The following is a 23,023-nucleotide window of genomic DNA, read 5'->3' as shown; positions in this document are numbered from 1 at the left end:
ACATGGCGCACGCTGGGTTACACCAGCGTGCCGTATATCGTCAGCAGCGCCACCACCACCACAATCACCAGGGTGGCTTTCTTCGCCATCGACACCGCGGCCTTCGGCGTTTTCACCTTATCGTGATGCGGTTCCTGCGCCAGCGAGAACTGTGCCAGCTGGGTGAGGACGTGATACTGTGAAGTATGGCGGTCGGCCAGCGACGCAAACCACGCCGGCAGCGCTTTCTCACCGTGCCCGATCAGCGCGTAGGCCACGCCCACCAGCCGCACCGGCACCCAGTCCACCACGTGCAATACGCCATCAATCCCGGAGCGTAATCGCTCAACCGGGGTGTGATGACGCGCCAGCCACGTCTGCCAGGCCCGCAGGAACGCGTAACCAGCCACCAGTACCGGACCGGCCTCGCCGCCGACCACAAACCAGAACAGCGGCGCCAGGTAAAAGCGATAGTTAATCCACAGCAGGGCGTTCTGTAGCTCGCGCAGATATTCGCGCTCGCTGCACTCGGGCGGCACGCCATGCACCAGGGTCAGTTCGGCTGCCATGAGATCGCGCGCGTGGGCATCGTCGCGGCTCGCGGCTTTCAGATAAGCGTGATAGTGCAGGCGTACTACCCCGGCACCAATGCAGAGCAGACCGATAAGGATCCACACCACCAGCAGCGGCACGTTGAAAAACAGCCCTTCAAGCGCCTCCAGCAGCAGCCAGACGATGAGCATCACCGCAGCGGTCATTGCCAGCGTGGCGATGAGGGAGAAGCGCGTCACGCGACGGAATACCACCTCAAGGCGATGATCCAGTTGCCAGTGCTCCCCAAGCTTAAACAGCCGCTCAATGATTAACACCAGCAACAGGGTAAACAACGTCATGTTCTCTCCTTAATCCTGCAGCGCGGCGACCAGCGCGCGAAAGCGATCCCAGTCAAACGCCGGGCCGGGGTCGGTTTTTCGTTGCGGGGCGATATCGCTGTGCCCCGTCAGATGTTCTGTCAGCTCAGGGTAAACCTGACCGAGCGTGCGGGTGATGGCCGCCAGCTGCTGATACTGTGCATCGGTATAAGCGAGGGTATCGGTGCCCTCAAGCTCAATGCCGATGGAGAAATCATTACAGCGTTCGCGCCCCTGATAGCAAGAGACGCCGGCGTGCCAGGCACGTTTCGTAAAAGGAACATACTGCACAATTTCGCCGTCGCGCCGGATAAGGCAGTGCGCCGAGACGCGCAGATGCACTATTTCAGCGAAGAAGGGATCGGCGCCAGCATCCAGCGTGCCGGTAAACAGCGCATCGATCCACGGCCCGCCAAACTGACCCGGCGGCAGGCTGATATTATGGACCACCAGCAGTGACGGCTGCTCGCCATCCGGGCGGTCATCGAAATGGGGGGAAGGTACTTTTCTTACGCCCACCAGCCAGCCATCGTTCAGCTGCATGAGGGGTGTCTCCTTTGTATGGTACTTAATCTCGCTTCAGAGTAGCATGTTTCAATCTTTTGATTCGCCACCATTTTGGAGTTTCTCATGCCACCTCGCCGCTATAATCCGGACCAACGACGCGACGCGCTGCTTGAGCGTATCGCGCTCAATATTCCCCAGACCGTTTCTCAGGCACTACGCGAAGATTTAGGCGGCGAGCCGGATGCGAATAACGACATTACTGCGCAACTGTTACCGGCAGATAACCGCTCGCGCGCCGTCGTCATTACCCGCGAGAACGGCGTATTCTGCGGCAAACGCTGGGTGGAAGAAGTGTTTATTCAGCTCGGCAACGCCGTCACCGTGACGTGGCACGTCAACGACGGCGACAGCGTCACGGCGGACCAGGCGCTGTTTGAACTCGATGGCCCCTCCCGCGTGCTGCTTACCGGCGAGCGTACCGCGCTCAACTTTGTCCAGACGCTCTCCGGCGTCGCCACTGCGGTTAAAAGCTACGTCGATCTGCTGACAGGAACCCACACCCAACTGCTGGACACCCGTAAAACCCTGCCCGGTCTACGTACCGCGCTGAAGTACGCGGTCCTGTGCGGCGGCGGCAGCAACCACCGTCTCGGACTGTCTGACGCGTTTCTGATCAAAGAGAACCACATCATCGCCTCCGGCTCAATTCGCCAGGCGGTTGAGAAAGCGTTCTGGCTGCATCCTGAGGTGCCGGTTGAGGTGGAAGTGGAATCCCTCGACGAACTGCAGCAGGCGCTGAACGCCGGGGCAGACATCATCATGCTCGACAACTTCGAAACCGACCAGATGCGCGAAGCGGTCAGGCTCACCGCGGGCAAGGCGCGGCTGGAAGTCTCCGGCAACGTCACCAAAGAAACTCTGCGCGAATTTGCCCTCACCGGCGTCGATTTCATCTCCGTTGGGGCGCTGACCAAACACGTTCAGGCGCTCGACCTCTCAATGCGCTTTCGCTGAGTTTTCCACAGAGCACGCTCCGGCGTGCTCTGCTGTTTTGCGACCCTCACCGCAGTGCAAATTCACTACGCTGCAACAAGCTGAAATTTTGCTGATAGCGCCTCCACAATTGCTGTTTTGCCGCTCGCTGCACGATGCTGCCTTTGTCAGAGTGACCACACCCTAAACACAAGGAGTGGATCATGAACAAACAGCAAGGCTTTACCTTAATTGAACTGATGGTGGTGATTGCCATCATCGCCATCCTGAGCGCCGTCGGCATTCCGGCTTACCAGAACTACCTGCGCAAAGCAGCCCTGACGGATGTGCTGCAAACCTTCCTGCCCTATCGCACCGCAGTAGAACTTTGCGCTATCGATCGTGGCGGCGTGGCGAGCTGCGATGCGGGTACTAACGGTATACCGGGCGTGCGTACCAGCCGCTATGTCTCCGCGATGACGCTGGGCAAAGGCGTGGTGACTATGACCGGAAAATCCAGCCTCAATGGTCTGACCGTGGCGCTGACGCCGGTGTGGAGCGATGCGAAAGGGATTGAAGGCTGGAACCGCGTCTGTACCGTCACTGGCGACAGCGCGCTGCAGCAGGCCTGTGAAGATGTGTTCCGCTTCAGCGTGGAATAACGGAGGCGGACATGACACATCAGCATATCGCCGCCCTGTGCAAACGTTTCGGCGCTCACCTGATTAACGTCACTGATACGGCTATTCACGTAGCCGTTGTTGAACACCCCGCTCAGGAACTGCTGGATGCGCTGCGTTTCTCCACTCAGAAACAGGTCGATATTGAGTGCTGGAGCGCCGAGCGTATGGAGAAGCAGCAGCGCCCCCAGGAAGCGGCCCCGCTTCAGGAAGAAGGGATACAGGTGGTGGACTGGGTAAACCAGACCCTGAACGAAGCGCTGGCGCGCCGGGCCTCGGATATACACTTCGAGCCGGGTGAGGAGCGCTATCAGGTTCGTCTGCGCATTGATGGGGTGCTGCATCCGGCAGCTGTGGCACCCGCCAGGCTGGCAAGTACCATCACCGCCCGATTAAAAGTGCTGGGTAACCTCGATATTGCCGAACGGCGCGTGCCGCAGGACGGGCAATTCAGCATCATGCTGGGAGAACAGAAAGTCTCTTTTCGCATCTCCACCCTTCCCTGCCGGCACGGAGAGAAAGTGGTGCTGCGCCTGCAACATCAGGGCAAACAACATATCGATGCAGAGGCGCTCGGCATGAGCGCTTCACAGCTCGGGCTTTTTCGTCACACGCTTACGCAACCGCAGGGGCTGGTGCTGGTCACCGGCCCAACGGGCAGCGGTAAAACCATGACGCTGTACAGCGCACTGGGCGAGCGCAACCAGCCAAATGTGAATATCTGCAGCGTGGAAGACCCGATTGAGCTGCCGCTTCACGGGCTGAACCAGACGCAGATCCATCCCAAAGCCGGGCTGACGTTTCAGGCTATTCTGCGCGCCCTGCTGCGTCAGGATCCCGATATCATCATGGTGGGTGAGATCCGCGATGGCGAAACGGCGGAAATCGCCATCAATGCTGCCCAGACGGGCCATCTGGTGCTCTCCACCCTGCATACCAACTCCACCACCGAGACGCTGGTGAGGCTCGAGCAGATGGGCGTGGCGCGCTGGATGCTGGCCTCAGCCCTGAAGCTGGTGGTGGCTCAGCGCCTGGTCCGGCGGCTGTGTCCTCACTGTCGCAGCCTGAACCCGGAGCCGGTGCTGCTGGCGAAATCGACATGGCCGCGGCCGCTTCCGGACTGGAAAGAGAACGGCTGCGAACGGTGTTACGCTGGCTTTTATGGTCGCATTGCCCTCTTTGAAATGCTGCACATTACCCCGGAACTGAGCCGTCAGATTGTTGCTGGCGCATCAGCAAGCGAGATTGAAACGCTGGCGCATCAGCAGGGCATGAAGAGCCTGTTCGATCATGGCCTGCGCGCTGTTGAGGAGGGCCGTACCACGCTGGATGAAGTCTATCGGGTACTGGGGATGCCCCATGACGAGTAAACAGCTGTGGCACTGGGAAGGCATCACCAGCCAGGGCGCGCGTGAGAATGGCTTCTGCTGGGCGCAAAGCCGCGCGAATGCCATGCTGGCGTTACAGAGCGAAGGCATTTCCCTGCTCACTCTGCGCCCTCGTTCGATACGGAAACGTTACTGGCATATCGAGTATGTTATTCAGTTTGCTCGCCAGCTTGCCACGCTGCTTCAGGCAGGGGTAACCCTGGCCGACGGGTTGATGCTGATAGCGCAGCAGCATCCGGTACCGCAGTGGCGTGCACTGCTCATGCATCTGACGCAACAGATCCTGCACGGCCAGCCGCTGTCACAGGCGTTGCAGCAGTGGCCAGCTGTGTTTCCCCCACTGTTCTGCGCGCTTATCGAAACCGGCGAGCTGACCGGCAAACTGGAGGAGTGCTGCCTGCATCTTGCTGCGCAACAGGAAGAGCAGTGGATACTGAAAAAGAAAGTGGTAAAAGCGCTGCGTTATCCGGGTTTCGTTGTCGCCGTCGCTATCGTGGTGACGCTGGGGATGCTGGGCTTTGTACTCCCTGAGTTCGCAGCCATTTATCAGACGTTCAATACGCCTCTCCCGGCGCTGACGCGGGGGGTCATTGCGCTCTCTGAGTGGCTGGAAAGCGGCTGGCGATACGGTATAGCGACAGGCATTGCCGTTATCATTATCGGGCGATTTTTACGCCGCAATGCGCACTGCCATCAGCTAAGCCAGCGGCTGCTGCTGCGAATGCCCCTTGCCGGAGAACTGGTGCGCGGCCAGCGCCTGAGCCAGATCTACACTGTGCTGACGCTCACCCAGCAGGCCGGTATTCCTTTGCTCAATGGTCTGGGCTGCGCCAGTAAAACTCTCCCGGCCCAGTACTGGCATCAGGCGCTGGATCGGCTCAGAGAACGGGTAGCGGAGGGTGAGCCACTGTGGCGGGCTATGGAGCAGGAAATGGTATTCAGCCCGTGGTGCGTTCCCCTGATCCGCACCGGAGAATCGACGGGAGCGCTGGATGTCATGCTGCAGCGGCTGGCGGCTATCCATACCGGGCGCACCCGGGAGCGGGCCGACAACCTGGCTGCGTCGCTCGAACCCATTATTATGGTGGTGATGGGGGTCATCATCGGCACGCTGGTGGTGGCAATGTATTTACCCATTTTCCACCTTGGCGATGCCATGAGCGCGGGATAAAAAAGGCATCCCGAAGGATGCCTTATTCTGAAGAAGAACGCGTACTCAGAGTGAGTTAAATACGCGGTTTTCCTGCTCCTGCACGCGGATAAAGGTAGTGCGTTTGGTCAGCTCTTTCAGACGCTCTGCGCCCACGTAGGTGCAGGCAGAACGCAGGCCGCCAAGGATGTCGCGCGCGGTGTTTTCAACCGGGCCACGCAGCGGCAGCTTCACGGTCTTGCCTTCGGCCGCGCGATATTGCGCTACGCCGCCCACATGGCGATTCATGGCCGACTCTGAACTCATGCCGTAGAACAGCATGAATTTTTCGCCGTTCTCTTCCACCACCGTGCCGCCACTCTCTTCGTGGCCAGCCAGCATGCCGCCCAGCATCACGAAATCAGCGCCGCCACCGAAGGCTTTGGCTACATCGCCCGGCACGGCGCAACCGCCGTCACTGACGATCTGACCGCCCAGACCATGCGCTGCATCAGCGCATTCGATAACCGCGGAAAGCTGCGGGTAGCCCACGCCGGTTTTTACGCGCGTGGTGCAGACCGAGCCCGGGCCGATGCCGACTTTCACCATGTCTGCCCCGGAGAGGATCAGCTCTTCGCACATTTCCCCGGTGACCACGTTGCCGGCGCAGATAACTTTATCCGGCCAGGCTTCACGTGCTTTGCTGACGAACTGGACGAAGTGTTCTGAATAGCCGTTGGCGACGTCAATGCAGATGAATTTCAGGTTCGCGGACAGCGCCAGAATCTCTTTGGTTTTCGCGAAGTCGGTATCCGAAGTGCCGGTGGAGACCATAACGTGGCGCAGCACGCTTTCCGGAACGCTGTTAACGAAGCCAGACCAGTCCTGAACGCTGTAGTGCTTATGCACGGCGGTAAGAATATCGAAGCCAGCTAACGCCTTCGCCATTGCGAACGTTCCCACCGTATCCATGTTAGCTGCGATAACGGGTACGCCAGACCAGGTAATACCAGAGTGTTTGAATGTGAATTGACGCTCAAGTTCGACGTCAGAGCGGCTTTTAAGCGTGGAGCGTTTAGGGCGGATAAGAACGTCTTTGAAACCTAACTTCAGATCTTCTTCAATACGCATGAGCGAATTCCTGGGTTAATGGCGATGAACGCATAAATAAAAGCGGCGGTGCAACTGCCAACTCCAGTGACGTTATCATACGCACTAATAATGGTGCCGCAAGACTGCGAAAACCTTCTTTTTTACGCTACAATCCCGAAAATTTACCTGAAAAATGGCTTTTTGAACGGCGAGGCGAAAAAGGCCCGTCAGACAGCGAGCCAGCGTTGGGTATCACGGGCAACGTAGTGTGGATTCAGAGCCGCGTTACGACAACTCAGGATCGTTTTTATGGGTTATACGGTAGCCTTGACAGGCGGCGTAGGCAGCGGCAAAAGTACGGTGGCCAGCGCCTTTGCACAACTTGGCGTAACAATTATCGACGCTGATATTATTGCCCGTCAGGTGGTGGAACCCGGAACGCCTGCACTGTCAGCCATCGTTGCCCGTTATGGTCAGGCTATTTGCCTGCCCGACGGCACTTTGAACCGCCGCGCGCTGCGCGAAAAAATCTTTGCCAGCGCCGATGAAAAAGCGTGGCTTAACGCCCTGCTACACCCTCTGATAGGGCAACAAACCCGTCTTGAAATGGCCCGGGCAACCTCCCCCTATGTGCTCTGGGTTGTCCCGTTGCTGGTTGAAAACCAGTTATACAAAAATGCGGATCGCGTACTGGTCGTTGACGTCACGCCCGAAATCCAACTGCAGCGCACGATGCTGCGCGACAACGTGACGCGTGAACTCGCTGAAAAGATGCTGGCGGCCCAGGTCTCTCGCGCCACTCGGTTGGCGGTAGCGGATGACGTGATCGATAATAACGGCGCACCAGACGCGATTGTTTCAGATGTTGCCCGCCTGCATCAGCGTTATCTTGCGCTGGCTGCCGAGGCCGAACAACAGGAATATGAGTAATGCATACCCACGTTCTTTATGAATATCCTTTGAATGAAAAGATGCGTACCTGGCTGCGCATTGAGTTTTTACTCAACCAGCTCAACGCTCAGCTCCCGTTAAGCGACCACGCCACCGCACTGCATTTTTTCCGCAACGCAGGCGACCTGCTGGACCTGTTTGAGCGCGGCGATGTGCGTTCGGAGCTGGTTAAAGAGCTGGATCGGCAGCAGCGGAAACTACAGGCATGGGTTGAAGTACCGGGCGTCGATCAGGAGATGATCGCGACGTTGCGCCAGAAGCTCAAAGCGAGCAGCAGCGTGCTGTTGGCCGCGCCGCGCATGGGGCAGCAGTTGCGCGAGGACAAGCTGATTGCTCTGGTCCGCCAGCGCCTGAGTATTCCCGGCGGCTGTTGCAGCTTCGATCTCCCCGGACTGCAGCTGTGGCTCCACCTGCCGCAGGAGAAGCGCGATGCGCAGGTCAGCGCCTGGCTCCACAGCCTGGAACCGCTTGAGCATTCGCTGCGGCTGGTACTGGATCTGGTGCGCAACTCGTCTGCGCTGCGCAAGCAGACCAGCCTGAATGGTTTTTATCAGGATAATGCCGAAGATACCGATCTACTGCGCCTGCAACTTAATCTGGCGGATGAGCTTTATCCGCAGATTTCAGGCCATAAAAGCCGATTCGCGATTCGCTTCCTGCCGCTCGACAGTGAAAAAGGCAGCGTGCCTGAGCGTCTCGATTTCGAACTGGCCTGCTGTTAAGGAGAAAGAATGAGTGATATTACCCGCGTCGACTGCCCGACCTGCGGCCAGAGCGTCGTCTGGAATGAAAGTAGCCCGTACCGTCCGTTTTGTTCGAAACGCTGCCAGCTGATTGACCTTGGCGAGTGGGCGGATGAAGAGAAACGCATCCCCAGCAGCGGCGATCTGAACGATAGCGACGACTGGAGCGAACAGCAGCACTAAGGCTGCTCATCGTAGTATGGCCGCCAGCAGGCGGCCTTTTTATTGCCCGGCGCTTGCCAGCAAACGCGCGATAACCGGCGCATTCGCGGGTGGGAACGCATCGCTGTCGAGCGCCGCCTGGGCGACCCAGCGTCCTGCCTGCCCCTCTTTACCCCACGGCGTTCCTTCCCAGTCTTCAACCATAAAGAACCAGAAGGCGATGTGGCGATCGTCGAAGGTATGCTCCAGCGTCTGGAATAGTTCATAACGGGTCGCGGTAATACCCACTTCTTCCTGAAGTTCGCGCACCAAAGCCTGCTCTGGGGTTTCGCCCGTTTCTATCTTGCCGCCGGGAAACTCAGATTTCCCCGCCATATGCCCATCGGCGGCCCGCTGGGTAATAAAGATGTCACCGGCGGTATTACGGATGATCCCGGCGGCAATACGGATATTTTTCATAGTCGTCAGCCCATAAAAAAGGCGCAGTCTCCTGCGCCTTTGCTGTTATCGGATACCTTAGCTCAGGCGGCCGTGGCACTGTTTGTATTTTTTACCGGAACCGCACGGGCACGGATCGTTGCGCCCGACTTTACGCTCGCCGGTCTGCGTGGCCAGCGCTTCGGCAGCTTCGGTTTCGTCGTCGCTGTGGCTAAGCTGCTGCATCTGTGCCAGACGCTCCGCTTCTTCACGGCGCTGCTGCTCCATCGCTTCAACTTCTTCCGGCATGCGCACCTGGACTTTGCACAGGGTGCTGATCACTTCATATTTCAGCGATTCCAGCATAGCGGCGAACATGGAGAAGGATTCACGCTTGTACTCCTGCTTCGGATCTTTCTGCGCATAACCACGCAGGTGGATGCCCTGACGCAGGTAGTCCATTGCTGCCAGGTGCTCTTTCCACAGGGAGTCCAGCGTCTGGAGCATTACACCTTTTTCGAAGTGGCGCATCATATCGATACCCACAACCTCTTCCTTACGCTTGTAAACTTCAATCGCGTTTTCGAGGATGCGTTCGCGCAGCGTCTCTTCATGCAGATCCGGCTCTTTATCCAGCCACTCGCTCAGCGGCAGTTCAAGATCGAAATCGTTTTTCAGACGCTCTTCCAGGCCCGGGATATCCCACATTTCTTCAAGGGACTGCGGCGGAATATGCGCATCGATGGTGGTTTTGAACACGTCTTCACGGATGCTGTTGATCGTTTCGCTGATGTCAGACACGTCCAGCAGTTCGTTACGCTGGGTGTAGATCGCACGACGCTGATCGTTGGCAACGTCATCGTATTCCAGCAGCTGCTTACGAATATCGAAGTTGCGGCTTTCCACTTTACGCTGCGCGTTAGCGATCGCTTTGGTCACCCACGGATGCTCAATCGCCTCACCCGGCTTCATTCCAAGCTTGCGCATCATGCCGGAAACGCGATCGGAGGCGAAGATACGCATCAGGGCATCTTCCATAGAGAGGTAGAAGCGCGAGGAACCGGCATCACCCTGACGACCGGAACGGCCGCGCAGCTGGTTATCGATACGACGTGATTCGTGACGCTCGGTGCCGATGATATGCAGACCGCCAGAGGCCAGCACCGCGTCGTGACGCACCTGCCAGTCAGCTTTGATCTGAGCAATCTGTTCCGGAGTCGGGTCAACCAGCTCAGCAACTTCAGCCTGCCAGCTGCCGCCCAGCACGATATCGGTACCACGACCGGCCATGTTGGTGGCAATGGTCACGGCCGACGGATAACCGGCCTGGGCCACGATGCCCGCTTCGTTGGCGTGGAATTTGGCGTTCAGCACGTTGTGCTTGATGCCCGCTTTGGTGAGCTCGTTCGAAACCACTTCGGATTTCTCAATGGAGATGGTCCCCACCAGCACCGGCTGGCCGTTAGCGGTACGCTCTTTTATGTCTTCGATGATCGCGGCGATCTTATCCAGCTCGGTCATATAAACCAGATCCGGCATATCTTTACGGATCATCGGACGGTTGGTCGGCACCACGATGGTATCGAGTTTATAGATGGAGCTGAATTCAAACGCTTCTGTGTCGGCGGTACCGGTCATCCCCGCCAGTTTTTCGTACAGGCGGAAATAGTTCTGGAAGGTGATGGATGCCAGCGTCTGGTTTTCGTTTTGAATATCAACGCCTTCTTTAGCTTCAACCGCCTGGTGCAGACCATCTGACCAGCGACGGCCCTGCATGGTACGCCCGGTATGTTCATCAACGATGATGACTTCGCCATCTTTAACGATGTAGTCAACGTCGCGGGTAAACAGCGCATGGGCACGCAGTGCGGCGGTTACGTGGTGCATCAGCATAATGTTGGTCGGAGAGTAGAGCGACTCGCCCTCTTCCATAATGCCTTCTTTCACCAGCAGCTCTTCAATCAGTACCAGGCCGCGTTCGGTCAGCGTGACCTGACGCGCTTTCTCATCCACGGAGAAGTGGCCTTCGCCCTGGAAGGTGTCGGAGTCGTCTTTTTCCTGACGAATCAGGTTCGGGATGATCTTATTAACTTTCTTGTACAGCTCGGAGCTGTCTTCTGCCGGACCGGAGATGATAAGCGGGGTTCGGGCTTCATCGATCAGGATGGAGTCCACCTCATCCACCAGCGCGTAATGGAGTTTACGCTGTACGCGCTCTTCCGGGCTGAACGCCATGTTGTCGCGCAGGTAGTCAAAACCGTATTCGTTGTTGGTGCCGTAGGTGATGTCTGCAGCGTAAGCTTCACGCTTCGCCGGCGCAGGCATGCCTGGCAGGTTGATGCCGACGCTCAGGCCGAGGAATTCAAACAGCGGACGGTTGTTTTCAGCATCACGCTGCGCCAGATAATCGTTCACGGTAACAACGTGAACGCCTTTGCCGCTCAGGGCATTCAGGTATGCCGGCAGGGTTGCGGTCAGCGTTTTACCTTCACCGGTACGCATCTCGGCGATGCAGCGATCGTTCAGCACCATACCGCCCAGCAACTGGACATCAAAGTGACGCATGCCGAACACGCGTTTACTCGCTTCGCGCACCACGGCAAAAGCTTCAGGGATCAGGTTTTCCAGCTCCTCTCCCTTCTCTAAACGCGCACGAAACTCGCCCGTTTTTGCTTTCAGCTCATCATCAGAGAGCTTTTCCATGGCAGGTTCCATGGCGTTAATCTGGGCCACCACTTTGCGCATACGGCGCAGGGTGCGTTCGTTACGGCTACCGAAAACTTTAGTTAATAACTTGATTAGCATAATAAATTCTCAAACGCCTCGCTTTCGCGAGAAAATAAATGTGAAAGTAGAAAAGTTGTTAGCTGAGGCGTTGAGGTCCGGCACGAATGCCCTGCACCTGACTTAGCCAGGCGAGGACACTGAAAGCGGCAAGGGTGTCGCGTTCCGGTGTGATAACGAAACGGGTAATGAAAGAGGGTAAGCCTTCCTGCGTCAGCAGCGCGCTAAGCGTATCCAGCAGCGCAATATGGTGCGCCTGAAGCGGCAGGGTATCTTCCGCCACCGGCAACACCTGTGGGGCCATGGCGAAAGAGAGGTGGCGAATGACGGTGCGGATCGCATGCTGGTGCCAGTAATCGACGCTAAAGGAAGGGCGTCTGGCTGATTCCTGAATGCGGATAAAGCTGGTGACATCGACAAGCGGGCTACGGCCTGGCGTAATGGCTGAGGTTTCAGCTGGCGCGTTCTGGCCGGTATTATTATTTAGCGCGGGCAGGCCAAGGCTTGCCGCGACCATCCCCAGAAGGAGATGCGGCCAGAAGTAACGTCTGCCAAATTGTCGCCACCGCGTTAAAATTCCAGACACCTTGCTCACCTGGACCTGTCGGATATTCCCGGTCCGCTTGTAATGTTAATAACCCCGAATATTAGCATCAATCCCACGCGCAGGCAGCACGAAACATGCCGTAACGATCGGTTATCTTTTTTATGTGCCGGAGAAATCGTCACAAAACCGTAAAGCAGATGTGCGAAGGTAACTTCACACCGTGAATGGCAGCAGGAAAGAGGCGGTGGGGCTAACATCAGAAAACAAAACGACTGGCCTTCCTGGCCGGAGAGAGTGCCAGGTTAACCAGTCGTATTGGTTATAGGGTTTTAGCTTATGCCAGAACCATCGAAGGTGCTTTGAATGCCAGCGGCAATTCTGCTTCGTCTTCGTAAGTCACATACTCCCAGGCTTCTTGTTTAGCAAGAACCGCCTGCAGCAGTTTGTTGTTCAGCGCATGGCCGGACTTGTATGCCGTGAACGCACCGATAATGTTGTGACCACACATAAACAGATCGCCAATCGCATCCAGCATTTTGTGACGAACAAATTCGTCTTCAAAACGCAAACCGTCTTCGTTCAGTACGCGATAATCGTCAACAACGACGGCACAGTCGAAGCTGCCACCCAGGCACAGGCCGCGGGACTGCAGATATTCGATATCACGCATAAAGCCGAAGGTACGAGCGCGGCTGATCTGACGCATAAAGGCGTCGGCCGAGAAATTCATGCGATATCGCTGGTTACTGGCATCAATCGCCGGATGGTTAAAGTCGATGGTGAAATCCAACGAAAAACCATTAAACGGCTTGAACTCAGCCCACTTATCGCCATCTTCAACACGAACAGTCTCTTTAATGCGGACGAATTTCTTCGCAGCATTCAGCTCTTCGATACCCGCATCAAGCAGCAGATATACAAACGGCGCAGCACTGCCATCCATGATCGGGATTTCCGGCGCATCGACTTCAATCATAATGTTGTCGATACCCAGACCCGCCAGGGCGGCGTTCAGGTGCTCTACGGTAGATATCCGCACGTCATGCTCATTGACCAGGCAAGTACAGAGCATGGTATCACGCACAGATTTGGCATCAGCCGGGAAATCTACCGGTGGATTCAAGTCGGTACGACGATAGATGACCCCGGTGTTTGCCGGCGCAGGGCGCAGCGTCAGCGTGACTTTTTTGCCGGTATGTAAACCGACGCCAGTCGCCTGAACGATACGTTTTAATGTCCTTTGTTTGATCATCGTATAATCTCGCCAAATTACTTATCCAACCGAAAGTGTATATCACAAACGGCAGGGCATTTTAGCACAAAGAGCGCAAAATCCCAACTTCCGGTTTATTCTTAATCAGCTTGCTTACGCAGGAACGCTGGAATGTCCAGATAATCAGGCTCTTTCGCCGCTTGTGTAGTGTTGTCGTTGACCACTTTAGAAGCCGGTTTCTGCTCCTGGGTCAGCGGCGCCATACCGTGCTGCTGGTAGCGATCCATCACCGGTTGCTGCTGCTGTTTGTTGGTTACCAGCGTAATTTCCGGACGCTTATCCATGCCAATGCCGGTAGCCACAACGGTGACGCGCAGTTCGTCGTTCATCTCTGGATCCAGAGAAGTACCGATAACCACGGTGGCGTTGTCGGAGGCGAAGGCGCGAATGGTGTTACCCACGGTTTCGAACTCGTCCAGACGCAGGTCGAAGCCCGCCGTGATGTTAACCAGTACGCCGCGCGCGCCGGAAAGGTCGATATCTTCCAGTAGCGGGCTGGAGATCGCCATTTCTGCCGCTTCTTCCGCACGATCTTCACCGCTTGCCACGCCGGAGCCCATCATCGCGTAGCCCATTTCGGACATCACGGTGCGCACGTCAGCGAAGTCGACGTTCATCAGACCCGGACGGGTAATCAGCTCGGCAATACCCTGTACCGCGCCTTTCAGCACGTCGTTCGCCGCGCCAAACGCATCCAGCAGAGAGATACCGCGACCCAGGACTTTCAGCAGCTTGTCGTTCGGTATAGTGATCAGAGAATCGACATGCTTGGAGAGTTCAGAGATACCCTGCTCTGCGAAAGCCATACGCTTTTTGCCTTCAAAATTGAAAGGCTTAGTCACGACAGCAACAGTCAGAATACCTAAATCTTTTGCCACTTCAGCAACGACCGGTGCCGCACCCGTACCGGTGCCGCCGCCCATGCCGGCTGCGATAAAGACCATGTCCGCACCTTCCAGCGCAGCACGCAGGCCTTCACGATCTTCTTCAGCGGCGTTACGGCCGACTTCAGGATTCGCGCCGGCACCCAATCCTTTGGTGATGCCGCTGCCGATCTGAATAGTCTGACCAACCGCGGTTTTACGCAGTGCCTGCGCATCGGTGTTTACCGCGAAGAACTCCACGCCTTCGATGCGCTCGCGCACCATATGTTCGACGGCGTTGCCACCGCCCCCACCGACGCCGATGACTTTAATCACCGCGTCGTTGGTCAGTTCCATAGGTTCAAACATAGTTTCTCTCCGTTTATGCCTGTTCGCCTGAGACCGTTAATATTTTGCGGTCTCTTTAAAAAATTAAAACTCTTTTCTCAGCCAGCTGTTGATTCGCTTGATCCACGAGCCGACCGAGGCACGTTTTTCCACTTCCGCTTCACCGCTCAGATGGGACTCTTTCCCATAGTGCAGCAGACCAACGGCAGTAGAGTAATAGGACTCCTGGGCGTAATCAGTAAGGCCAGTAATATTCAACGGCTGACCAATACGCACCTGCGTATGGAATACGCGCTGCGCACAGGCTGCCAGGCCTTCGATTTGTGCCGCGCCGCCGGTTAACACAATCCCCGCCGCAAGATGATGTTTGACGCCCTGCTGACGGAGTTGCTCTTGTAACTGTAAAATCTCTTCGTTGACCAGGTTGAGCAGCTCGGTATAACGCGGCTCAATGACCTCAGCCAGCGTCTGGCGTTGCAGGCTGCGCGGCGGACGACCGCCCACGCTAGGCACTTCTACGCTTTCGTCTTTACCGACGATCGAGCCAAGCGCACAGCCATGGCGTACTTTGATCGCTTCCGCATCGCTCGGCGGCGTACCAAAGGCATAAGCAATATCGCTGGTCACCACGTTGCCAGCATACGGTATAACCTTGGTGTGACGGAGCGCTCCGCCGGTATAAACGGCGATATCCATTGTACCACCGCCAATATCCACCACGCAGACCCCGAGTTCACGCTCATCTTCAGTTAACACTGAATAGCTCGACGCCAGACCTGCAAAGATGAGTTGGTCAACTTTTAGACCACAACGTTCAACGGCTTTAACGATGTTTTTCGCCATATCGTTGTGACATGTGATCAAGTGCACTTTTGCCTGCATGCGCACCCCGGAAAGCCCTACCGGGTTTTTAATACCTTCCTGATAATCAATCGCGTACTCCTGGGGAATCACATGGAGCACACGGTGTTCATCGCGCACGCGTACAGATTTAGCGGTATGGACCACATTCTCAACGTCTTCCAGCGTCACCTCTTCCTCGGAAATCGGCACCATCCCGATTTCGTTCTGGCAACTGATATGTTTACCAGAAAGCGCCAGATAGACCGATGAGATTTGACAGTCTGCCATAAGTTCGGCCTGGTCAATCGCGCGTTGAACGCACTTAACCACCGACTCCAAATCGTTTACCCCGCCTTTATCCATACCGCGCGACGGGCAACTGCCCACGCCAATGATATTGATCATACCGTCGGGCAGAACTTCCCCTACCAAAGCGGCAACCTTCGCGGTGCCAATCTCCAGTCCAACTACCAATTTTCTGTCCGTCGCCTTGATCATTGCTGTTCTGCCTGTCACTGATTCTGTTGCTGAGTCGGTTGCTGATTCAGTTCCTCGACCGGAGCGGGCGCAGGCGCCCAGCCCACTGCCGCACCGGACTCATAGCGCAGGTCGACATAGCTGATGATTTTGCCATCGGCCTGCGCCTGCTGCTGCAATACCGGGTAAAGCTCGATAAAGCGTTCAAGACGCTTTATCGTGTCGCCGCGTCCCAGGTTGAGCTTGATATCGTTACTCAGCGTCAACTGCCAGGAGCGGCGGGCGGTCATTGCCGCCTCCTTCAGAGCGAGCTTATCTTTCGCCAGCACAGCGCCCATGCTGCGATATCCCTGAAGGACTTCATTCTCACTGCCTTCCGGCCCGTAAAGCATCGGCAGCGCCTGTTTACTGGTGCGTTCTGCCGGTGCGCTGAAGGAATTTCCATCAGCGTCAATCATGTGCTGGTCATTCCACCTTGCCAGCGGCACATATTCAACCAGATGAATCTTCAATTCGTCCGGCCATTGCTTTCTTACGCTTGCCTGCTTGATCCAGGGCAGACGTTCGATCTGACTTTGAATGATGTTGACGTCCTGGGTCATAAAGGTTCCCGGCGCGCCGAGTGCCAGTATTGACTGACGAATATCATCATTACGCGTGTAGTGGCGCTCGCCAGTCACGACCAGCTTCGACAGCGGAAGACGCTGGGCGTCCTCCATCCAGCCGAGCACCACCCAGCCGCTGAAAAATATGGTGCACAGCACCATCAGCAGGAAAATAATGCCTGCCAGACGCGTTCCATTATTCCGGCGGGAGGCAGCGTTCTGCTGCTCCTCAGCCCGGGCTCGCGCGTTCAGCGCCGCCTGAGACATATCAGTCAGCCAGCTCCAGAATTCGAACCACCAGCTGCGAGAAGCTCATGCCAGCCTGACGGGCCGCCATCGGCACCAGGCTGTGGCTGGTCATCCCCGGCGAGGTATTCACCTCTAACAGGTAAAACTGTCCGTCGCTGTCCTTCATCACATCCACACGTCCCCAGCCGCTGCAGTCGAGGATATTCCAGGCGTTACGCACCAGATCGCCTAATAACTGTTCTTCGTCGTCGCTCAAACCCGCAGGGCAAAAATACTGAGTCTCATCAGAGAGATATTTCGCCTCATAATCATAGAAGATACCTGCCGGTTGGATACGAATAGACGGAAGAATATCGTTACCCAGCATCGCAACTGTGAACTCAGGCCCGCTTAACCATTTCTCAACCAGCACTTCGCAGTCGTGCTCGAAGGCCAGTTCCAGTGCACTAACAAGCGCATCGGCGTGCTCAACGCGGGACATGCCCACGCTTGAACCTTCGCGCGCCGGCTTCACGATCAGCGGCAGACCAAGCGCTTCAATGGCGCGCTGCGTTTGCTGGTTCAGCCCGTCAGCAAACTGCGCGCGCGTCAGCGCGACCCACGGAGCAACCGGCAAACCCGCGCCCTGCCACAGCAGCTTGGTACGCAATTTATCCATGCCAATGGCAGACGCCATCACGCCGCTGCCGGTATAGGGCAGCCCGAGCAGCTCCAGCACCCCCTGCAGGGTGCCGTCCTCGCCGCCGCGCCCGTGCAGCGCGATAAAGACTTTGTCGAAACCCTGCTCTTTAAGCGTCATCACCGAACGCTCGCGCGGATCAAACGGATGCACGTCCAGGCCCGCTTCTTTCAGGCCAGCCAGTACCGCTGCGCCGGACTGCAGCGACACATCGCGCTCGGCAGAATCACCGCCAAAAAGGACCGCGATTTTATCACTCATGCGATTCTTCCTCCGGCTTTTGCGGCTGCAGCTTGATATCAGCCAGGTTTCTGGCAATTTTGCCAATGTTTCCGGCGCCCTGCACCAGAATCAAATCATTGCCGGTCAACACCGGTGCCAGCATATCCGCCACGCGGGCAGCGTCAGGCACCAGTATCGGGTCAATCTTGCCGCGCCCGCGAATCGTACGGCACAGCGAGCGGCTATCCGCGCCCGGAATCGGTGCTTCACCCGCCGGGTACACGTCCAGCATCAGCAGCACATCCACTTCGGTCAACACGTTAGCGAAATCATCGTAGAGATCGCGGGTACGCGTATAGCGGTGTGGCTGGAACACCATCACCAGGTTTTTATCCGGCCAGCCCGCACGCGCCGCCTTGATCGTGGCGTCCACTTCGGTCGGATGATGGCCGTAATCGTCCACCAGCATCGCGCTGCCCGGTTTGCCATTTACCGTCGCCAGCGGATATTCACCGAGGAAGTCGAAACGACGTCCGGTACCTTGGAAACTCTCCAGCGCACGCAGAATTGCGTCATCCTCAATACCCTCTTCGGTTGCTACCGCTACCGCCGCCGACGCGTTCAGGGCGTTATGGCGGCCTGGCGCATTCAGGGTCACCTGCAGCGCCGGTTTATCCTGACGCACGATGGTAAAGCGCCCTTGCGCCCCGCTCTGGCTGTAATTCTCAATGCGCACATCAGCGTCTTCGCTGAAGCCGTAAGTCGTGGTCTGGCGTCCGACCTGCGGAAGCAGCTCGCGGATCACCGGATCGTCGATACACATTACGGCACGCCCATAAAACGGCAAATTGTGCAAAAAGTTGATGAATGTTTGCTTTAAATTTTCGAAGTCGCCCTGGTAGGTATCCATGTGGTCGGCTTCAATATTGGTGACAATCGCCACCATCGGCTGCAAATGCAGGAACGACGCGTCACTTTCATCCGCTTCGGCAATCAGATAACGGCTGTGCCCGAGGCGCGCATGGGTGCCTGCGGCTTTCACCAGACCGCCGTTAACAAACGTCGGGTCCAGACCAGCTTCGGCGTAAATGCTCGATACCATGGCAGTGGTCGTGGTTTTACCGTGGGTACCCGCTACCGCAATACCGTGACGAAAACGCATCAGCTCAGCCAGCATCTCTGCGCGGCGGATCACCGGGATACGCGCTTCGCGCGCAGCCACGATCTCCGGGTTATCTGCAGAGATCGCGCTCGACACCACCACCACGCTCGCATCGAGCACGTTTTCCGGGCGATGGTTGAAGTAAATCGTTGCGCCAAGCTGCGTCAACTGCTGGGTTACCGGGTTCGGCGCCAGATCGGACCCGCTGATCTGATAGCCCTCGTTGGCCAGCACTTCGGCAATACCGCCCATTCCGGCGCCGCCGATGCCAACAAAGTGAATGTGCCGGACGCGACGCATCTCGGGCACGATAGAACGCAGTTTCGCCAGTTGTTGTGTATTCATTCTCTAACCTGCGGCGCAGCGCGCCAAATAAACATCAAAAATCATACCCGCCCTGTGGGCCGGCCTGTCGTTACGCCAGTGCTACGGCGCGGACCTCATTTGCTACCCGCTCGGTGGCATCCGGAATGGAGGCCGCGCGGGCGTGAGCCGCCATTGTCATCAGCGTCGCGCGATCCCACCCGGCAAGGGTTTCGGCTACCGCGTCCACGGTGAACTGAGGCTGCTCAAGAATTTTTGCCGCGCCGGCTTTTTCAAGCGGCAGCGCGTTCCAGTACTGCTGACGATCCTTATGCTGGAACGGAACGAACAGCGCCGGTAAACCTGCCGCCGCCACTTCGCTCACGGTCAGCGCGCCGGAACGGCACACCACCACATCCGCCCAGCCGTAGGCATCGGCCATGTCGTCAATGAATTCAGTCACCTTGTGCTGGGGCTGCCCGGCATCGGCATAGGCTTGCTGTACCGTTTCCAGCCCGCCTTTTCCGCTCTGATGCCAGATCGTCACGCGTTCACCCAGACGGCCTGCAACCTGCGGCATGGTCTGATTCAGAACCCGCGCGCCCTGGGAACCGCCCACCACCAGCACGCGCACCGGGCCTTCACGCCCCGCCAGACGCTCCTGCGGCAGTGGCAGCGCCAGCACATCGGTACGCACCGGATTACCGACCACATCGGCGTCAGGAAACGCACCGGGGAACGCCTGCATCACTTTTTTCGCCAGCTTCGCCAGCCATTTGTTGGTCAACCCGGCAATACCGTTTTGCTCATGCAGCACCACCGGAATGCCCAATGACCACGCGGCCAGTCCGCCGGGGCCAGAAACATAACCGCCCATGCCCAACACCACGTCCGGCCTGAAGCGTTTCATGATGGCGCGCGCCTGACGCCAGGCATTAAAGATACGCACCGGCGCCAGCAGCAGGGCTTTCAGGCCCTTGCCGCGCAGCCCGGAAATACGGATAAAGTCGATGTCAATGCCGTGCTTCGGAACTAAATCCGCTTCCATACGATCCGCGGTGCCGAGCCAGCGCACCTGCCAGCCCTGAGCCATTAAATGGTGCGCAACCGCCAGACCGGGAAAGACGTGTCCGCCCGTTCCGCCTGCCATCACCATTAATCGCTTCGCTTGCCCTGTCATCGTGAACCTCGTGTAAACGCCTGGGCATTTTCCAGACGCGTTTCATAATCTATGCGTAATAAAAACATGATGGCCGTCGACATGATCAGCAGGCTCGAACCGCCGTAACTGATAAGCGGCAGCGTCAGACCTTTGGTCGGCAGCATACCCGCCGCCGCACCAACGTTTACCAGCGCCTGGAAGCTGAACCAGATACCGATAGAACAGGCTAAAAAGCCCGAAAAACGCTGATCGATCTCAAGGGCGCGACGCCCGATGGACATCGCACGGAAAGCGACGAAGAATACCATCAATAATGCAAGTACCACACCGATATATCCGAGTTCTTCCCCGATAATGGAGAAGATGAAGTCGGTATGTGCTTCCGGAAGATATTCGAGTTTCTGCACCGAATTCCCCAGCCCCTGCCCCCAGAGTTCGCCGCGGCCAAACGCCATCAGCGACTGGGTCAGCTGGTAACCGCTGCCGAAGGGATCTTCCCACGGGTTCCAGAACGAGGTAACGCGGCGCATACGGTACGGCTCGGCGAGGATCAGCAGGACCACCGCCGAAATGCCCATGCCGATAATGGCGAGGAACTGCCAGAGTTTCGCCCCGGCAAGGAACAGCATCGCCAGCGTAGTAACGAACAGCACCACCACGGTTCCGAGATCAGGCTGGGCCAGCAGCAGTACTGCCATCACCAGAATCACGCCCATCGGTTTTAAGAAGCCGCGCAGGTTGTTACGTACTTCATCAACCTTGCGTACCAGATAGTTAGCCAGATAGCAGAACAGCGACAGCTTGGAGAGCTCCGCCGGTTGAATACGCAACGGCCCGAGCGAGATCCAGCGCGATGCCCCGTTGACCGAGCTGCCCACCACCAGCACGATCAGTAGCATGATGATCGAGGCGATGAGCATCGCCGCGCTGTGACGCTGCCAGAACGTCATCGGCAGACGCAGCGTAATCATCGCCAGCATAAACGACAGCAGCAGATAGAGCGCATCACGCTTGGCGAACAGGAAGGGATCGTCCGCCAGACGCTGACCAACCGGCATTGACGCCGAAGTCACCATAATAAAACCGATGGCCGCCAGGCCGAACGTCAGCCACAGCAGGGTGCGGTCGTACATCACCAGACTGGTGGTGTCTTTCTCGCGCGAGCCCATGACCCAGCCCTTTAGCGCGGAGAACAGCCATACCAGCACACCAGCGCCAGGCACTCGCGGCACGCGAAGACGCGGGAGAGAGAGACGCATCAACCAAGCTCCTTCGCCAGACGGGTGAATATCTCACCGCGCTGCTCAAAATTCGTAAACTGATCGAGGCTGGCGCAGGCCGGTGACAGCAGCACCATATCACCCGGCTGCAGCTGCCCGGCGAGGCGCTGAATGGCCTGCTCCATCGTCCCGGTCTGTACTGCGACGTCCGGGCGCAGACCGGCCAGCAGCGCACCGTCGCGTCCGAAGCACCACAGGCGAATATTGTCGCCGTCGAGGTAGCGACGCAGCGGTGAGAAATCGGCTGACTTCCCGTCACCGCCCAGCAGCAGATGCAGCGTGCCGTCAACCTGTAGCCCGTTCAGCGCCGCTTCGGTACTGCCGACGTTGGTAGCTTTAGAATCGTTGATCCAGCGCACGCCATTATGCTGCCAGGCGAGCTGGAAGCGGTGCGGCAGACCGGTAAAGGTGGTTAACGCCTTCAGGCTACTGGCGCGCGGCAGGCCGGCGGCATCCGCCAGCGCCAGCGCCGCCAGGGCGTTGGTGTAATTGTGCTGACCTACCAGCGTCATCTCTTTGACGTTCAGGACTTTCTCGCCCTTTACCCGCAGCCAGGTCTCGCCCTGCTGACGGTTAAGGTGATAGTCGCCCACGTCAATGCCGAAGCTGATGCAGCGCTCATCCGCGCCGCGCACCGGCATGGTCAGGGCATCATCCGCATTCACCACGCAGGTGGTGGCGTTTTCATAGATGCGTAGTTTCGCACCGCGATACTGCTGCAGTCCGAACGGGTAGCGATCCATATGATCTTCGGTCACGTTGAGAATGGTGGCCGCTACCGCTTTCAGGCTGCTGGTGGTTTCCAGCTGGAAGCTGGAAAGCTCCAGAACGTAAAGCTCACGGCCCGGCTCGAGCAGCATCAGGGCTGGCAGGCCAATATTGCCGCCGATGCCAACGTTGACGCCTGCCGCTTTCGCCATCTCGCCGACCAGCGTGGTAACGGTGCTTTTGCCGTTAGAGCCGGTGATCGCCACGATGGGGGCCTGCGCCTCACGGCAAAACAGTTCGATATCGCCAACGATCTCCACGCCAGCCTCCGCCGCTGCACTCAGCGACGGGTGTGCCAGCGCCATACCAGGGCTTGCGACAATCAGATCCGCCGCCAGCAGCCAGTCATCGTTCAGGCTGCCGAGATGGCGCTCGACCGTTTCCGGCAGCTTATCCAGCCCCGGCGGCGTCAGACGCGTGTCCATGACGCGCGGCGTTACGCCACGCGCGAGGAAGTAATCCACGCAGGACAGCCCGGTGAGACCCAGTCCAATAATGACGACGTTTTTGCCCTGGTAAGCAGACAT

Annotated in this window: 22 protein-coding genes; 7 read left to right on the top strand and 15 right to left on the bottom strand. The window is 57.5% G+C overall.

Annotated features, from left to right (window positions below; all coding sequences use genetic code 11):
• Positions 1-17: 17 nt before the first annotated feature.
• The gene (ampE, locus tag KFZ77_RS03595; protein ID WP_031518537.1) at positions 18-872 is read right to left on the bottom strand and encodes a beta-lactamase regulator AmpE; all 855 of its coding nucleotides are present in this window, start codon (positions 870-872) and stop codon (positions 18-20) included.
• A 9-nt stretch (positions 873-881) separates the two neighbouring features.
• Positions 882-1,433 carry a 1,6-anhydro-N-acetylmuramyl-L-alanine amidase AmpD gene (gene ampD / locus KFZ77_RS03590; RefSeq protein WP_031518538.1) on the bottom strand — a complete coding sequence of 184 codons (552 nt, stop codon included), beginning with the start codon at positions 1,431-1,433 and terminating at the stop codon, positions 882-884.
• Positions 1,434-1,520: 87 nt separating this feature from the next.
• Between ampD and nadC the strand changes: the two genes are divergently transcribed.
• From nadC to hofC, 4 genes are all read left to right on the top strand, one after another.
• Positions 1,521-2,411, top strand: coding sequence for a carboxylating nicotinate-nucleotide diphosphorylase (gene nadC / locus KFZ77_RS03585; protein WP_264385462.1), 891 nt, complete (start codon positions 1,521-1,523; stop codon positions 2,409-2,411).
• A gap of 182 nt (positions 2,412-2,593) precedes the next feature.
• A complete protein-coding gene (gene ppdD / locus KFZ77_RS03580; RefSeq protein WP_031518542.1) occupies positions 2,594-3,031 on the top strand; it encodes a prepilin peptidase-dependent pilin in 438 nt (145 codons plus the stop codon).
• 11 nt (positions 3,032-3,042) lie between these two features.
• Complete coding sequence (gene gspE / locus KFZ77_RS03575; RefSeq protein ID WP_264385461.1) at positions 3,043-4,419, top strand: type II secretion system protein GspE; 1,377 nt, start codon at positions 3,043-3,045, stop codon at positions 4,417-4,419.
• Complete coding sequence (gene hofC / locus KFZ77_RS03570; protein ID WP_031518545.1) at positions 4,409-5,608, top strand: protein transport protein HofC; 1,200 nt, start codon at positions 4,409-4,411, stop codon at positions 5,606-5,608. The genes gspE and hofC overlap by 11 nt, the downstream gene beginning before the upstream one ends.
• A gap of 45 nt (positions 5,609-5,653) precedes the next feature.
• Here hofC and KFZ77_RS03565 read toward each other — a convergent pair whose 3' ends face one another.
• Positions 5,654-6,697, bottom strand: coding sequence for a GMP reductase (locus tag KFZ77_RS03565; RefSeq protein WP_031518546.1), 1,044 nt, complete (start codon positions 6,695-6,697; stop codon positions 5,654-5,656).
• A 270-nt stretch (positions 6,698-6,967) separates the two neighbouring features.
• On the opposite strand from KFZ77_RS03565, the gene coaE reads away from it, so the two are divergent.
• Genes coaE through yacG form a run of 3 tightly spaced genes read left to right on the top strand, consistent with a single transcriptional unit; the run spans position 6,968 to position 8,535 of the window.
• Complete coding sequence (coaE, locus tag KFZ77_RS03560; RefSeq protein ID WP_264385460.1) at positions 6,968-7,588, top strand: dephospho-CoA kinase; 621 nt, start codon at positions 6,968-6,970, stop codon at positions 7,586-7,588.
• Positions 7,588-8,331: a cell division protein ZapD gene (gene zapD, locus KFZ77_RS03555; RefSeq protein WP_264385459.1), complete on the top strand. Its 744-nt coding sequence runs from the start codon at positions 7,588-7,590 to the stop codon at positions 8,329-8,331. The genes coaE and zapD overlap by 1 nt, the downstream gene beginning before the upstream one ends.
• Before the next feature lie 9 nt (positions 8,332-8,340).
• Positions 8,341-8,535 carry a DNA gyrase inhibitor YacG gene (gene yacG / locus KFZ77_RS03550; protein WP_031518552.1) on the top strand — a complete coding sequence of 65 codons (195 nt, stop codon included), beginning with the start codon at positions 8,341-8,343 and terminating at the stop codon, positions 8,533-8,535.
• A gap of 39 nt (positions 8,536-8,574) precedes the next feature.
• Here the strand turns inward: yacG and mutT are convergent, their stop codons facing one another.
• The 12 genes from mutT to murD all read right to left on the bottom strand — a co-directional run bounded on the left by mutT (position 8,575) and on the right by murD (position 23,023).
• The gene (mutT, locus tag KFZ77_RS03545; RefSeq protein WP_264385458.1) at positions 8,575-8,973 is read right to left on the bottom strand and encodes an 8-oxo-dGTP diphosphatase MutT; all 399 of its coding nucleotides are present in this window, start codon (positions 8,971-8,973) and stop codon (positions 8,575-8,577) included.
• A gap of 57 nt (positions 8,974-9,030) precedes the next feature.
• The gene (gene secA / locus KFZ77_RS03540) at positions 9,031-11,736 is read right to left on the bottom strand and encodes a preprotein translocase subunit SecA (protein ID WP_264385457.1); all 2,706 of its coding nucleotides are present in this window, start codon (positions 11,734-11,736) and stop codon (positions 9,031-9,033) included.
• A 58-nt stretch (positions 11,737-11,794) separates the two neighbouring features.
• Complete coding sequence (gene secM, locus KFZ77_RS03535; protein WP_031518557.1) at positions 11,795-12,301, bottom strand: secA translation cis-regulator SecM; 507 nt, start codon at positions 12,299-12,301, stop codon at positions 11,795-11,797.
• Positions 12,302-12,596: 295 nt separating this feature from the next.
• On the bottom strand, positions 12,597-13,514 hold the full coding sequence (gene lpxC / locus KFZ77_RS03530) for a UDP-3-O-acyl-N-acetylglucosamine deacetylase (protein WP_031518558.1): 918 nt from the start codon (positions 13,512-13,514) through the stop codon (positions 12,597-12,599).
• Between the two features lie 101 nt (positions 13,515-13,615).
• Positions 13,616-14,767: a cell division protein FtsZ gene (gene ftsZ, locus KFZ77_RS03525; protein WP_031518560.1), complete on the bottom strand. Its 1,152-nt coding sequence runs from the start codon at positions 14,765-14,767 to the stop codon at positions 13,616-13,618.
• A gap of 63 nt (positions 14,768-14,830) precedes the next feature.
• On the bottom strand, positions 14,831-16,087 hold the full coding sequence (gene ftsA / locus KFZ77_RS03520; protein WP_024548575.1) for a cell division protein FtsA: 1,257 nt from the start codon (positions 16,085-16,087) through the stop codon (positions 14,831-14,833).
• 14 nt (positions 16,088-16,101) lie between these two features.
• The gene (gene ftsQ, locus KFZ77_RS03515; RefSeq protein WP_031518562.1) at positions 16,102-16,938 is read right to left on the bottom strand and encodes a cell division protein FtsQ; all 837 of its coding nucleotides are present in this window, start codon (positions 16,936-16,938) and stop codon (positions 16,102-16,104) included.
• Between the two features lies 1 nt (position 16,939).
• Positions 16,940-17,860, bottom strand: a complete 921-nt coding sequence (locus KFZ77_RS03510; protein ID WP_264385456.1) for a D-alanine--D-alanine ligase — start codon at positions 17,858-17,860, stop codon at positions 16,940-16,942.
• Complete coding sequence (gene murC / locus KFZ77_RS03505; protein WP_031518566.1) at positions 17,853-19,328, bottom strand: UDP-N-acetylmuramate--L-alanine ligase; 1,476 nt, start codon at positions 19,326-19,328, stop codon at positions 17,853-17,855. The genes KFZ77_RS03510 and murC overlap by 8 nt, the downstream gene beginning before the upstream one ends.
• Positions 19,329-19,398: 70 nt before the next feature.
• Entirely contained in the window at positions 19,399-20,466 is a 1,068-nt protein-coding gene (murG, locus tag KFZ77_RS03500; RefSeq protein ID WP_031518568.1) for an undecaprenyldiphospho-muramoylpentapeptide beta-N-acetylglucosaminyltransferase, read from the bottom strand.
• Positions 20,463-21,707, bottom strand: coding sequence for a cell division protein FtsW (ftsW, locus tag KFZ77_RS03495; protein ID WP_031518570.1), 1,245 nt, complete (start codon positions 21,705-21,707; stop codon positions 20,463-20,465). The genes murG and ftsW overlap by 4 nt, the downstream gene beginning before the upstream one ends.
• On the bottom strand, positions 21,707-23,023 hold the full coding sequence (gene murD / locus KFZ77_RS03490; RefSeq protein WP_264385455.1) for a UDP-N-acetylmuramoyl-L-alanine--D-glutamate ligase: 1,317 nt from the start codon (positions 23,021-23,023) through the stop codon (positions 21,707-21,709). Before murD ends, ftsW begins: the two co-directional genes overlap by 1 nt.

The organism is Siccibacter colletis (genome assembly GCF_025914095.1).
Taxonomy (GTDB): domain Bacteria; phylum Pseudomonadota; class Gammaproteobacteria; order Enterobacterales; family Enterobacteriaceae; genus Siccibacter; species Siccibacter colletis.
Note: the sequence above shows the minus strand (reverse complement) of the source record. Positions and strands in the feature narration are given on the sequence as shown.